The following is a 14,049-nucleotide window of genomic DNA, read 5'->3' as shown; positions in this document are numbered from 1 at the left end:
GGGGCCGGTATCTGCTGGTTTGGCTTCACCAGTACAACTGGCATCGACCGCATGCCAGCCTGGATTACCATCCTCCGGTTAGCCGGCTAGGTCTTTCCGTGAACAACCTGGTGGGTTTACACAACTAGACGCCGGCCAGCGCCTGCACCAGGTAGCCGGTGGGGATCGCCAGGGTCAGGCTCAAAGCCACGCGGACAAACCAGATCACCAACATGCGCCCCACCGAGAGCGGGATGCTGGTGGAGAGGATGCAAGGGATCGAGGCGGAGAAGAACAGCACCGCCGACACCGAGACCACCCCGGCGGCGAAGCGCGCCACGAACTCCGCCTCCGCCATCAGCAGCGCCGGCAGGAACATCTCGGCCAACCCCGAGGCGGCCGCCTGGGCCAGGGCCGGCGCATCGGCCAGCCCCCAGACCGCCACGAAGGGATAGAAGAGCCAGCCCAGCCAGGCGAACAGCGGGGTGTACTTGGCCACCAGCAGGCCGGCCAGGCCCACCGACATGATCGACGGCAGGATGCTGATGGCCATCACCAGTCCCTCCTTGAAGTTGAGCGCCACGCTGCGATGCAGCCCCGGGGCCTGTTCGGCCACCGCCAGGCCGGTCCGCCAGGCGGTAGCCAGGCGCTTGCCGGGCACGGACGCCGGCTCGCCGTCGCGCTTGTCGTCACTCATGCCGGCGAGCGGCGGCAGGCGCACGGTGATGGCGGTGACAACGAAGGTGATCACGAGCGTCAACCAGAAGTAGAGGTTCCACACCCCCATCAGGTCCAGGGTGCGGGCGACGATGATCATAAAGGTGGCCGAGACCGTGGAGAAGCCGGTGGCGATGATCGCCGCCTCCCGGGCCGAGTACTGCCCCGCCTGATAGACCCGGTTGGTGATCAGCAAGCCGATGGAGTAGCTGCCCACGAAGGAGGCCACCGCATCGATGGCACTGCGCCCCGGGGTACGCCAGATGGGCCGCATCACCGGCTGCACCAGCACCCCGATCAGCTCCAGCAGGCCGTAGCTGATCAGCAGCGCCAGGAAGATAGCGCCGATCGGCACGATCAGCCCCACCGGGATCACCAGCTTGTCGAACAAGAAGGGCAGCATGTCCGGCTCGTGGAGGAAGGCCGGCCCCCAGCCGGTCAGCGCCATCAGTGCCGCGGCCACCCCGGCGATCTTCAGCACGGTAAAGATGCGCTCGGTGAGGTTGCGTCGCCAGTAGCCCCTGATCAGCGGGTAGGCGGCCCCGGCCACGATCAGCGCCAGGGCATAGAAGCCGCTGAAGTCTCCCAGCAGGCTCCGCGCCCCACCGACCATATGGTCGAGCAGGATGGTGCTGCGCCCGCCGAGCTCGATGGGCACGAAGAAGATCAGGATACCCAGCAGGCTGGGCACGAAGAGTTTCAGGACGGTGGCGGCGCCGCCGCGTCGCGCGGGAGCCGGGGAGGATGCCTTGGGGGAGTCCATAAGATCGCCTCGCTTGTGATTGTTGGCCCGGGGCCCTGGGTAGCGCGCCTCGGGCAGGGAAGGAGTTGGGGCGGCGTCCATGTCTTGTATATACATTACAATAGACAAACCCTGGCCCGCCCGCTTATCAAAATGCCTTAGACTTTGGTCGAAATGCCAACCTGCCAAGCTGACACCCAGCGACGACAGAAAATATAAATCATTAATAAAAAAGGGCTTATTGGCGGAACTCAGGGTCGATCACCCGCCCAAGGGGCGGCCCGTCTCGGGGGTGACTTGACGCCCTTTTCGGGCTAGGCTAATTGTATATACATAACCCAGCCCAGTGAGGAGGCCGTTATGCCATCCCAAGCCAGTCGTCGCCTGTGGCGCGATATCACCCTCTTCGATGGCCTGCGCACCCTGCCCGCCCCCATGGGGGTGATCGTGGCCGACGGGCGCATCGAGCGGGTGGCGCCGATGAGCGAACTCGATGCCGCGACCCTCGCCGGCTGCGAGACGATGGCCAGCGGCGGCGTCATGACCCCCGGCCTGGTGGACTGCCATACCCACCTGGTCTTCGGCGGCTCCCGGGCCGACGAATTCGAGCAGCGCCTGGAAGGCGTCAGCTACGCGGAGATCGCCCGCCGCGGCGGCGGCATCCTCAGCACCGTCACCGCCACCCGCGAGGCCAGCGAGGAGGCGCTCTTCGCCGCCGCCCGGCCGCGCCTCGAGGCACTGATGGCCGAGGGCGCCACCACGGTGGAGATCAAGTCCGGCTATGGCCTGACGGTCGCCGACGAGCTGAAGATGCTGCGGGTCGCCCGACGCCTGGGCGAGGCCCTGCCGGTGCGGGTGATCACCACCCTGCTCGGCGCCCATGCCCTGCCCCCGGAGTTTGAGGGCGACAGCGACGGCTACATTCGCCTGGTCTGCGAGGAGATGATTCCGGCCGCCGCCGCCGAAGGCCTGGCGGATGCGGTGGATGTGTTCTGCGAGAACATCGCCTTCTCGGTGGCCCAGTGCGAGCGGGTCTTCGCGGCCGCCGAGGCCCACGGCCTGCCCATCAAGGCCCACGCCGAGCAGCTCTCCAACCTGGGGGGCAGCGCCATGGCGGCGCGCCATGGGGCGCTCTCCGCCGACCATATCGAGTACCTGGACGAGGCCGGCGTGGCCGCCCTGAAGCAGGCCGGCAGCGTCGCCGTGCTGCTGCCCGGCGCCTTCCACACCCTGCGCGAGACCAAGCTGCCGCCCATCGAGGCGCTGCGTAACGCCGGCGTGCCCATGGCCGTGGCCACCGACGCCAACCCGGGCAGCTCGCCGATCTTCGATCCGACCCTGATGCTCAACTTCGCCTGCACCCTCTTCCGCCTGACGCCCCAGGAGGCCCTGGCCGGCATGACCGCCCACGGCGCCCGGGCCCTGGGGCTCGCCGACCGCGGCCTCGGGCGTATCGAGGCCGGCGCCCCGGCCGATCTCTGCCTGTGGCGCGTCGAGACCCCGGCGGCCCTGGCCTATGCGGTGCAACCCGGCCGCCTGCAGCAGCGGGTCGTTAACGGCGAGGTGACCCATGGCTGATCACCCCATCGCCTTGGCTGCCCCCGGGGTAGCCCCGTCCACCAGGAGCGAGACATGAATTCCAGCTATCTCGATACCATCGATATGTCCCCCTGGGCCGGCCGCGAGGATCCCGAGGCGGACAGCCTGCGCTGGCACCAGGTGATCGAACCCCTCAAGGCCGGCGCCGCCCCGGGCGTGGCCCTGGTGGGCTTCGCCTGTGACGCCGGCGTGGCCCGCAATCGGGGACGCATCGGCGCCGCCAAGGGCCCCCGGGCCCTGCGCCGGGCGCTGGCGCCGCTGGCCTGGCACCGCCAGGCCCCCGCCCATGATGCCGGCGATATCGCCTGCCATGGCGATGACGACATGGAAGCCGCCCAGGCACGCCTGGGCGGGCGGGTCGCCGAGCTGCTGGGCCAGGGTCACCTGCCCATCGTGCTGGGCGGCGGCCACGAGGTGGCCTTCGGCAGCTGGTCGGGCCTGGCCCGCCACCTGGACACCGGCGATGGCCCGGCGCCGACGGTCGGCATCATCAACTTCGATGCCCACTTCGACCTGCGCGACCCGGCCCATGTGCGCTCCTCCGGCACCCCCTTCGCCCAGATCGCCGACGCCTGCGAGGCCCGCGGCTGGCCCTTCCGCTATGCCTGCCTGGGCGTCAGCCGGGCCGCCAACACCCGGGCGCTGTTCAGCCGCGCCGCCGAACTCGGCGTGCTGGTCCGCGAGGACCACGAGATCACCCCGGCTCGCCTGGACAGCCTCGGCGATGAGCTGGATGCCTTTATCGGCCAATGCGACCTGGTCTACCTGACCCTCGATATCGACGTGCTGCCGGCCTGCGAGGCCCCCGGCGTCAGCGCCCCCGCCGCCCACGGCGTGCCGCTGGCCCTGCTCGAGCCGCTGCTCACCCGGGTCCGCGACAGCGGCAAGCTGGCGCTGGTCGACCTGGCCGAGCTCAACCCCGACGTCGATATCGACCAGCGCACCGCCCGGGCGGCGGCGCGGCTGATTCACCACCTGACGCTCTGATCGACACGACACCGAGCCACCCAACGACACCACCGGGAGATCACTCCAAATGACTCAACGCGACCCCCGTCACGACCCGTCCCGCCAGATCGGCGCCCCCACCGGTACCGAGCTCAGCTGCAAGAGCTGGCTCACCGAGGCGCCGCTGCGCATGCTGATGAACAACCTCCACCCGGACGTGGCCGAGCGCCCCGAGGACCTGGTGGTCTACGGCGGCATCGGCCGCGCCGCCCGCGACTGGCAGTGCTATGACACCATCGTCGAGACCCTCCAGCGCCTGGAGGAGACCCAGACCCTGCTGGTGCAGTCCGGCAAGCCGGTGGGGGTCTTCGAGACCCACAAGGACGCCCCGCGGGTACTGATCGCCAACTCCAACCTGGTGCCGGCCTGGGCCAACTGGGAGCACTTCAACGAGCTGGATAAGAAAGGCCTGATGATGTACGGCCAGATGACCGCCGGCTCGTGGATCTACATCGGCTCCCAGGGCATCGTCCAGGGCACCTACGAGACCTTCGTCGAGGCCGGCCGCCAGCACTACGACGGCGACCTCACCGGCCGCTGGATCCTCACCGCCGGCCTCGGCGGCATGGGCGGCGCCCAGCCCCTGGCGGCGACCCTGGCCGGCGCCTGCTCGCTGAACATCGAGTGCCAGCAGTCGAGCCTCGACTTCCGCCTGCGCACCCGCTACCTGGACGAGCAGGCCGACGACCTGGACGACGCCCTGGCCCGCATCGAGCGCTACACCGCCGAGGGCAAAGCGATCTCCATCGGCCTGTGTGCCAACGCCGCCGATGTGCTCCCCGAACTCGTGCGCCGTGGGGTTCGGCCGGACATGGTCACCGACCAGACCAGCGCCCACGACCCGCTGCACGGCTACCTGCCCCAGGGCTGGACCTGGGAGGAGTACGTGGCCCGTGGCAAGACCCAGCCGGAAGCCACCGTCAAGGCCGCCAAGCAGTCCATGGCGGTGCATGTCCAGGCCATGCTCGACTTCCAGCAGCAGGGCGTGCCGACCTTCGACTACGGCAACAACATCCGCCAGATGGCGATGGAAGAAGGGGTCAGCAACGCCTTCGACTTCCCCGGCTTCGTGCCGGCCTATATCCGCCCGCTGTTCTGTCAGGGCATCGGCCCCTTCCGCTGGGCGGCGCTCTCCGGCGACCCGGAAGACATCTACAAGACCGATCAGAAGGTCAAGGAGCTGATCCCCGACGACGAGCACCTGCACCGCTGGCTGGACATGGCCCGGGAGCGCATCAGTTTCCAGGGGCTGCCGGCGCGCATCTGCTGGGTGGGCCTCAAGGATCGTGCCCGCCTCGGCCAGGCCTTCAACGAGATGGTCAAGAACGGCGAGCTCAAGGCACCCATCGTGATAGGCCGCGATCACCTGGATTCCGGCTCGGTGGCCAGCCCCAACCGCGAGACCGAGGCGATGAGGGACGGCTCCGACACCGTCTCCGACTGGCCGCTGCTCAACGCCCTGCTCAATACCGCCGGCGGCGCCACCTGGGTGTCGCTGCACCATGGCGGCGGCGTGGGCATGGGCTACTCCCAACATGCCGGGGTGGTGATCGTCGCCGACGGCAGTGATGATGCCCATGCCCGCCTGGGCCGGGTGCTGCGCAACGACCCGGGCACCGGGGTAATGCGTCACGCCGATGCCGGCTACGAGATCGCCAAGCAGTGCGCCCGGGACAACGGCCTCGACCTGCCGATGCTGGATAAGTAACGACGCCCGGCAATAAGCGCCGGGGACAAGGCGCAGCGAGGTTTTTTTTCCAGGGACGGCAAAAGTAGCGCCCATGGATGGGTTTACCGCGCCTCGCGATGGTGCGACACCTCGGGGCTTGTCGCCGGAATGGCTTATTGCCTTCGCTACCTCAGTTTTCAGGAGAATATGATGACCCATCTCGAGATCCACCCCGGCAAGATGACCCTGGCCCAGGCCCGCCAGGTCTATGAGGCGCCGCTGTCGGTCAGCCTGCCGGCCAGCGCCGATGCCGCCATCCAGCAGGGCGTCGACTGCGTCAATCGCGTCGTCGCCGAGGATCGCACCGTCTACGGCATCAACACCGGCTTCGGGCTGCTGGCCCAGACCCGCATCGAGAAGCACAACCTGGAGGCCCTGCAGCGCTCCCTGGTGCTCTCGCATGCCACCGGCGTCGGCGAGCCTATGGAGGACGCCCTGGTGCGCCTGATCATGGTGCTCAAGGTCAACAGCCTGGCCCGGGGCTTCTCCGGCATCCGCCGCGAGGTGCTCGACGCCCTGGTGGCGCTGATCAACGCCGAGGTCTACCCGCACATCCCCCTCAAGGGCTCGGTGGGCGCCTCCGGCGACCTGGCGCCGCTGGCGCATATGAGCGTGGTGCTGCTCGGCGAGGGTCAGGCACGCCACCGGGGCGAGTGGCTGCCGGCCACCGAGGCCCTCAAGGTGGCCGGCCTCGAGCCCCTGAGCCTGGCCCCCAAGGAGGGCCTGGCGCTGCTCAACGGCACCCAGGTCTCCACCGCCTACGCCCTGCGCGGCCTCTTCGAGGCGGAAGACCTCTACGCCGCCGCCACCGTCTGCGGTTCGCTCACCGTGGAAGCGACCCTGAGCTCGCGTTCGCCCTTCGATCCGCGGATCCATGAGGTACGTGGCCAGCAGGGCCAGATCGACGCCGCCGCCGCCTACCGGCACCTGCTGGGCAGCCGCAGCGCCATCAGCGACACCCATGCGCACTGCGACAAGGTGCAGGACCCCTACTCCCTGCGCTGCCAGCCTCAGGTGATGGGCGCCGCCCTCACCCAGCTGCGCCAGGCCGCCGAGGTGCTGGCCGTCGAGCTCAATGCGGTCTCCGACAACCCCCTGGTGTTCGCCGCGGAGGGCGATATCATCTCCGGCGGCAACTTCCACGCCGAGCCGGTGGCCATGGCGGCGGACAACCTGGCCCTGGCCATCGCCGAGATCGGCTCGCTCACCGAGCGGCGTATCTCGCTGATGATGGACAAGCACATGTCCGGGCTGCCACCCTTCCTGGTCGAGAACGGCGGGGTCAATTCCGGGTTCATGATCGCCCAGGTCACGGCGGCCGCCCTGGCCAGCGAGAACAAGGCCCTGGCCCACCCGCATAGCGTCGACAGCCTGCCCACCTCCGCCAACCAGGAAGACCATGTCTCCATGGCCCCGGCCGCCGGTAAGCGCCTCTGGGAGATGGCCGCCAATGTGCGTGGCATCCTGGCCATCGAGTGGCTGGCCGCCTGCCAGGGCCTGGACTTCCGCCGGGATGATCAGGGCCGGCCGCTGGTCACCACCGCGCCCCTGGAGCAGGCCCGTCATGCCCTGCGCGAGCGGGTCGGCTACTACGACAAGGACCGCTTCTTCGCCCCGGATATCGAGGCCGCCACCGCGCTGCTGGCCAGCCGCGCCTTGAGCCCCCTGGTACCCGCCGGTATGCTGCCCAGCTGCCACTGAGCCGCCCGGCATTTCCCGTGTTCCCACGGCGCCTGCCGTGGGGATATCAGTGCATTCGTTCCCAACGATAAGAGCCCATCATGAATGCTATCGTTCTTGCCATCCTGGTGATGGTCGGCCTGAGCCTGGCTCGGGTCTCCGTGGTCTTCGCCCTGATCGTCGCCACCCTGGTGGGGGGCCTCTATGCGGGCATGCCCATCGGGGAGATCCTCGACGCCTTCAACGACGGCCTCGGCAACGGCGCCACCATCGCCCTCTCCTATGCGGTGCTGGGGGCCTTCGCGGTGGCCCTGTCGCGCTCGGGGATCACCGAGCTGCTGGCCAACCGCGCCATCGCCGGGCTCGACCTGGACACCCCGAGCGACAACCATCGTCTGGTCACCTATACCCTGCTGGCGGCCCTGCTGGCGGCGGCGGTGAGTTCCCAGAACCTGATTCCGGTGCATATCGCCTTTATCCCGGTGCTGGTGCCGCCGCTGCTCAAGCTGATGAACCACCTGCGCCTCGACCGGCGCCTGGTGGCCTGCGTGATCACCTTCGGCATCACCGCGCCCTATATGCTGCTGCCGGTGGGCTTCGGGGCCATCTTCCTCAATGACATCCTGCTCACCAACCTCAACGAGAGCGGCGCCGAGCTGGGGCTGGAAGTCACCCGCCAGATGGTGCCCCTGGCCATGATCATCCCCATCGGCGGCATGGCGCTGGGGCTCGCGGTGGCGGCGCTGTTCAGCTACCGCAAGGGACGCGACTATGAGGACCGCGACCTGGCCCATGGCGACGAGACCCCGGCCCAGGCGGCCCGCCACCTGACCGGCTGGCAGAAGGCGGTGCTGGGCATCGCCCTGGTGGGCACCGTGGTGGTGCAGCTCACCACCGGCTCCATGGTGCTGGGGGGCATCTTCGGCTTCGCCCTGCTGTCGCTGAGCGGCGTCTTCCACTGGCACGAGCAGGACGGCATCTTCACCGAGGGCATGCGCATGATGGCCCTGGTGGGCTTTATCATGATCTCGGCGGCGGGCTTCGCCGGCGTGATGCAGGCCAGCGGCGAGGTTCAGGGTCTGGTGGAGGGCTCCACCGCCCTGATCGGCGACAACAAGGGGCTGGCGGCGCTGATCATGCTGCTGGTGGGCCTCTTTATCACCATGGGCATCGGCTCCTCCTTCTCGACCATCCCCATCATCGCCTCCCTCTATGTCCCCCTGGCGCTGAGCTTCGGCTTCTCGCCGATGGCCACCGTGGCCCTGGTCGGCACCGCCGCGGCCCTGGGCGACGCCGGCTCGCCGGCCTCCGACTCGACGCTAGGGCCCACCGCCGGCCTCAATGCCGACGGCCAGCATGACCATATCTGGGACAGCGTGGTGCCGACCTTCCTGCACTACAATATCCCGCTGATCGTCTTCGGCTGGATCGCCGCCATGATCCTCTGATCGACTCGACGCCGGGACCTGTCCCGGCGTTTTCGCCTCAGGCCACCCCGCAGCAGGCCTTGAACTTGCGCCCACTGCCGCACGGGCAGGGGTCGTTACGCCCCGGCTTGAGGCGCTGCCAGGACGTCTCCCCATCCCGGTAGTACCAGCGTCCCGCCTCACGCAGGAAGCGGGACTCCTCTTCCAGTACCGCCCAGCGCCGCCCCTCCCGGAAGGTGGCGCGAAAGTGGACTCGCCCCTGGTCTCCCGCCGCCTGGCTCCCCAGTATCTCCAAGCGCACCCAGTGCGTCGTGTCGTCCGCCGCCAGGCTGGCGGGGCGAGTGGAGGCATGCCAGCTGCTCAGCAGGTAGTCGCGGAGGTCGAGGGCGAAGGCGCTGTAGCGAGAGCGCATCAGCGCCTCCGGGCTCGGCGCCGGCGCCCCCTGGTGATAGGGGCCACAGCAGTCGGCGTAGGCGGTTCCGCTACCGCAGGGACAGGCTCGCTGGTTCATCGTTTTCCTCCTGGTGATCGGCGCGCGCCAGTGTGCCACGCTCCTCGCCGGCTGTCCGCGACCTTGACCGGGATCACTGCACTGCAGCAAAGGCTATGCTACACCTGTAGGCCGGCCCACCGGCGAGGAGAGCGCAGGCATGCAGGACCCCACCAAGGCGTGGCACGCCCTCGAGGCGACGGAGACCCTGGCGCAGTTGGAGAGTCGGCCCGAAGGGTTGAGTGTCGAGGAGGCCACTCGGCGCCTTGCCGAGCATGGCCCCAATCGCCTGCGCCAGGCCAAGCCGCGCTCGGCCTGGCGGCGCCTGCTGGCCCAGTGCAATAACCTGCTGATCATGATCCTGCTGGTGGCGGCCCTGGCCAGCCTGGGTCTCGGCCACAGGCTGGACGCCGCGGCGATCCTCGGCGTGGTGATCATTATCGCCCTGATCGGCTTTATCCAGGAGGGCAAGGCCGAGCGGGCCCTGGAGAGCATTCGCCAGATGCTCTCGCCCCAGGCACGGGTGGTCCGGGACGGCAAGCGCCAGACCCTGGACGCCGAGGGGCTGGTGCCCGGCGACCTGGTCTGGGTGGAGAGCGGCGACCGGGTCCCCGCCGACCTGCGCCTGCTGGAGGCCAAGCGCCTGCGCACTCAGGAAGCGACACTGACCGGTGAATCCTCGGCGGTGGACAAGGCCAGCGAGGCCGCACCGAGCGAGGCCGAGCTGGGCGATCGCAGCAGCATGGCCTACGCCGGCACCCTGGTGGTCCAGGGCACCGGCCTGGGGGTGGTGGTGGTCACCGGTGCCGCCACCGAGCTGGGACGCATCTCCGAGCTGCTGCGGGAGGTGGACAAGCTCAAGACGCCGCTGCTGCAACAACTCGATCGCGCCGGCCGGGTGCTGGCCGGCGTGATCCTGCTGGCCGCCGCGCTGACCGCCGCCTTTGGCGTGCTGGTCCACGACCGCCCCCTGGGCGAGATGTTTATGGCGGCGGTGGCGCTGGCGGTGGCGGCCATTCCCGAGGGCATGCCCGCCATCGTCACCATCGGCCTGGCCCTGGGGGTGCAGCGCATGGCCCGGCGCCGGGCCATTATTCGTCGCCTCCCGGCGGTGGAGACCCTGGGTGCCATCTCCACCATCTTCACCGACAAGACCGGCACCCTGACCCGCAACGAGATGACTGCCCAGGCGCTCTGGCTCCCCGAGGGAGAGTTCCGTATCGGCGGTGTCGGCTTCGCCCCCCGGGGCGATTTTCATGCCGTGGACGCCGAGGGGCACGGCCATGGGGTGATGCCCGAAGACCACCCCGCCCTCCTCCACTTCCTCAAGGTGGGCGTGCTGTGCAATGACGCCGAGCTGACCGAAGATGCGGGTCAGTGGCAGATCCATGGCGACCCCACCGAGGGGGCCCTGGTGGTGGCCGCCGCCAAGGCGGGGCTCGATGCCCGGACCCTGCGCGGCGACCACGACCGCCAGGACGCCATCCCCTTCGAGTCCGAGCGCAAGTACATGGCCACCCTCCATGAACTGGAGGGCGAGCCGCGCTTGCTGGTCAAGGGCGCCCCGGACCGCCTGCTGGAGATGTGCCACCGCGAGCGCAGCCCGGACGGCGGCGAGACGCCGCTCGACACCGGGGCCTGGGAGGAACGCATCCATGCCCTCTCCTCCCGGGGCCTGCGGGTGCTGGCCCTGGCCGAGAAGCCGGTGCATGGCGTGGAAGCGCTCGGCGACGAGCACGCCGAGGAGGGCCTGGTGCTGCTGGGGCTGGTGGGCCTGCTCGACCCGCCCCGGGAGGAGGCCATCGCCGCGGTGGCCCAGTGCCTGGAGGCCGGCATTCGCCCGGTGATGGTCACCGGCGATCACGCCGTCACCGCCCTGGCCATCGCCCGGGAGCTGGGCTTCGCGCATACCGAGCGGGCCCTCACCGGGCGCGAGGTGGAGGCGATGTCGGACGCCGAGCTGGCGCGGGTGATCCTCGAGGTGGACGTCTACGCCCGGGCCGCCCCGGAGCACAAGCTGCGCCTGGTCAAGGCGATGCAGGCCCGGGGCGGCATCTGCGCCATGACCGGCGACGGCGTCAACGATGGCCCGGCGCTGAAGCGCGCCGACGTCGGCGTGGCCATGGGCATCCAGGGCACCGAGGCGGCCAAGGAGGCCGCCGAGATGGTGCTGGCGGACGACAACTTCGCCACCATCGCCGCCGCCATCGAGGAGGGCCGCAAGGTCTATGACAACATCCGCAAGACCATCACCTTCCTGCTGCCCACCAATGGCGGCCAGGGCCTGGCCATCCTGCTGGCGGTACTGGCCGGCAGCCGCCTGCCGGTGACGCCGCTCCAGGCGCTATGGGTCAATATGGTGGTGGCGGTGACCCTGGGCCTGGCGCTGGCCTTCGAACGGGCCGAACCGGGCCTGATGGCGCGTCCTCCCCGCGCCCCCGGGGCGCCCCTGCTGGACGGCTTCCTGCTGTGGCGGGTGGGGTTCGTGGCGCTGCTGCTGCTGGCGGGGGTCTTCGGCGTCTTCGCCTGGATCCTGAATGGCCAGGGCGGTGAGGAGGCGCTGGCCCGCACCGGCGCGGTCAATATGCTGGTGATGGGCAGTGCCGCCTACCTGATCAATAGCCGCTACCTCACCGCCAGCGCCCTCTCCTGGCGGGGCATCTTCGCTAGCCGTCCGGTGTGGTTGGCGATCGGCCTGGTCACGGCCCTGCAACTGGCCTGGACCTACCTGCCGCCGCTGCAACTGGTGTTCGGCAGCACCGCCCTGGGTCTCGCCCACTGGGCGATGATCCTCGCCGCCGCCGGGCTGATCTTCCTGGTGGTGGAGGGGGAGAAATGGCTATGGCGCCGCCACCCGCCCCAGCGGGCCTCGCGTCGCGAAGAGGCCGCGCCCTGAGGCGTCTTATCGCCGCCGGCGCCCCTCGCCATAGACCACCACCTGGTCGCGGCCTCGCTCCTTGGCCAGGTACATGGCCCGATCGGCATAGTGAGCCAGGATCCGGCTCTCCTCGGCGTGCTCGGGACATAGCGCCAGGCCGATGCTCGCGGAAACACTCAGGGTCAGGTGATCCACCGCGAAGGGCTCGCGCAGGGCCTCGCACAGCGTCACGGCCACCCCATGGGCATCATCGCGGCCACTCACCAGCGGCAACAGCACCACGAACTCGTCACCGCCGATGCGGCCGACGATATCCGAGGCACGCAGCCGGGCTTCCAGGCGCCGCGCCACGGCGATCAGCAGGCGGTCGCCGACCCCATGGCCATGGGTGTCATTGACCGGCTTGAACTTGTCCAGGTCGATGAACATCAGCGCCAGGGGCTGGCGCTGACGCAGGGCCAGTTGGATGGCCTTGTCCAGGTGGGAGAAGAACAGCGCCCGGTTGGGCAGTTCGGTCAACGGATCGTGCTGGGCCATATGACGGATCTTCTCTTCCATGGCCTTGCGCTCGGTGATGTCCCGGGCGATACCCATGCAGGTAGCCAGGCTGCCGTCCTCGTCGAACATCGGCGAGGCATTGGAGGTGTGCCAGCGCCAGCCGCCATCGCCATGACGCATCCGATACTCCACCCCCTGCTGCTTGGTGCCGGAATCGAACAACGCCTCCAGGAAGGCCGCCACCGCGGGACGATCCTCGGGATGGATGAAATCGAGCAAGGGCTGCCCCAGGGCCGCCCCGGCGTCCAGGCCCAGCATCTCCGACCAGTTGGGGGAGACATACTCCAGGCGCCCCTCCCGGGTCAGGGTGTAGATGATATCGTTGGCATTCTCCACCAGCAGCTGGAAGCGCCGGTCGGTGACCGCGCTGCGCTCCTCCAGCGACTTCCGGGTGGTGATATCGTTGGCATAACCGGTCCACAACAGGCTGCCGTCGTCCAGGCGCTGGGCCACGTCATGGGCCTCCAGCCACAGCAGACGACCATCCCGGTGATACATGCGGAACTCGCTGTGCCAGGCGGTCAAGCGCTCGGCGCACGCCAGGCTCTCGCGGATGACCCGCTCGCGATCGTCCGGGTGAATCAGGCCGATCAGCGCCTCGGCATCGGCCTCCGCCTCGGCGACGCTGACCCCGAACATCTCCTCGACTCGCTTGCCCACATAGGGGTAGGACCAATGGTCGTCGGCATCGCGGCGCAGCTGATAGATAAAGCCCGGCAGGGTGTCGGCCACCGACACCAGGGTCTGGGTGAAAGCGCGCAACTCGGTGATATCCCGCGCGGTTCCCAGGATCAGGCGAACCTCGCCGGAGGCGTCATCGACCAGGGGGGTCAGGCGGGTCTGCCAGCAGCGCTGGCCGGCGGGGAGGAGAAAGTGCTGTTCATAGAGGCGAGTCTGGCGAGCCCGTAAACAGAGCCGATACTGTTCCTCGATCAGCGGCGCCAGCGCCGCCGGCAGCGCCTCGGCGGGGCTGTGCCCTTCCATCACCGAGCGCGGGATGCCGGTGCCCTTGACCAGGGCATCATTGACCCGCAGATAGCGAAAGTGCTCGCCCTCCACCGCCACCACGAACTGAGCATCCGCCGAGGCCTCGAAGAGGCGATGATAGAGGGCCTCGAGGACGCAGTCCTGGCCCGGTAGGCACCGATCAACCGGCTCTCCCATTCGCTATGTCCCCCGCGTCGAGCCGAATCCCTGGCGGCGTTCTTTATCTTCACCTTCTTATCTAGCCATATTGACACG

9 protein-coding genes and 1 pseudogene are annotated in these 14,049 nt (G+C 69.0%); 7 read left to right on the top strand and 3 right to left on the bottom strand.

Translation table 11 applies throughout. From position 1 onward, the window contains the following. A pseudogene (locus NFU04_RS15025) lies at positions 1 to 128 on the top strand (IS481 family transposase); the annotation flags it as partial. Here the strand turns inward: NFU04_RS15025 and NFU04_RS15020 are convergent. Beyond that, the gene (locus tag NFU04_RS15020; protein WP_251310237.1) at positions 125 to 1,459 is read right to left on the bottom strand and encodes a YjiH family protein; all 1,335 of its coding nucleotides are present in this window, start codon (positions 1,457 to 1,459) and stop codon (positions 125 to 127) included. The pseudogene NFU04_RS15025 and the gene NFU04_RS15020 overlap by 4 nt on opposite strands. Before the next feature lie 339 nt (positions 1,460 to 1,798). On the opposite strand from NFU04_RS15020, the gene hutI reads away from it, so the two are divergent. The 5 genes from hutI (at position 1,799) to NFU04_RS14995 (ending at position 8,902) form a co-directional block, all read left to right on the top strand. Beyond that, a complete protein-coding gene (gene hutI, locus NFU04_RS15015; protein WP_251310236.1) occupies positions 1,799 to 3,016 on the top strand; it encodes an imidazolonepropionase in 1,218 nt (405 codons plus the stop codon). Between the two features lie 54 nt (positions 3,017 to 3,070). Then, positions 3,071 to 4,024: a formimidoylglutamase gene (gene hutG / locus NFU04_RS15010; protein ID WP_251310235.1), complete on the top strand. Its 954-nt coding sequence runs from the start codon at positions 3,071 to 3,073 to the stop codon at positions 4,022 to 4,024. A 49-nt stretch (positions 4,025 to 4,073) separates the two neighbouring features. After that, complete coding sequence (gene hutU, locus NFU04_RS15005) at positions 4,074 to 5,753, top strand: urocanate hydratase (RefSeq protein WP_251310234.1); 1,680 nt, start codon at positions 4,074 to 4,076, stop codon at positions 5,751 to 5,753. Between the two features lie 171 nt (positions 5,754 to 5,924). Then, positions 5,925 to 7,475, top strand: a complete 1,551-nt coding sequence (hutH, locus tag NFU04_RS15000; RefSeq protein ID WP_251310233.1) for a histidine ammonia-lyase — start codon at positions 5,925 to 5,927, stop codon at positions 7,473 to 7,475. Between the two features lie 80 nt (positions 7,476 to 7,555). Then, the gene (locus NFU04_RS14995) at positions 7,556 to 8,902 is read left to right on the top strand and encodes a Na+/H+ antiporter family protein (protein WP_251310232.1); all 1,347 of its coding nucleotides are present in this window, start codon (positions 7,556 to 7,558) and stop codon (positions 8,900 to 8,902) included. Positions 8,903 to 8,939: 37 nt separating this feature from the next. Here NFU04_RS14995 and NFU04_RS14990 read toward each other — a convergent pair whose 3' ends face one another. Then, the gene (locus NFU04_RS14990; RefSeq protein WP_251310231.1) at positions 8,940 to 9,392 is read right to left on the bottom strand and encodes a YchJ family protein; all 453 of its coding nucleotides are present in this window, start codon (positions 9,390 to 9,392) and stop codon (positions 8,940 to 8,942) included. Positions 9,393 to 9,531: 139 nt separating this feature from the next. Between NFU04_RS14990 and NFU04_RS14985 the strand changes: the two genes are divergently transcribed. Then, positions 9,532 to 12,267: a cation-translocating P-type ATPase gene (locus NFU04_RS14985; protein WP_251310230.1), complete on the top strand. Its 2,736-nt coding sequence runs from the start codon at positions 9,532 to 9,534 to the stop codon at positions 12,265 to 12,267. Positions 12,268 to 12,273: 6 nt separating this feature from the next. Here the strand turns inward: NFU04_RS14985 and NFU04_RS14980 are convergent, their stop codons facing one another. Further along, on the bottom strand, positions 12,274 to 13,971 hold the full coding sequence (locus NFU04_RS14980) for a diguanylate cyclase domain-containing protein (protein ID WP_251310229.1): 1,698 nt from the start codon (positions 13,969 to 13,971) through the stop codon (positions 12,274 to 12,276). Positions 13,972 to 14,049 lie beyond the last annotated feature (78 nt).

Source organism: Halomonas sp. NCCP-2165 (assembly GCF_023708045.1).
In the GTDB taxonomy this organism is placed as follows: domain Bacteria; phylum Pseudomonadota; class Gammaproteobacteria; order Pseudomonadales; family Halomonadaceae; genus Bisbaumannia; species Bisbaumannia pacifica.
The sequence above is the reverse complement of the archived record's forward strand: the minus strand, read 5'-3'. Positions and strand labels throughout refer to the sequence as shown.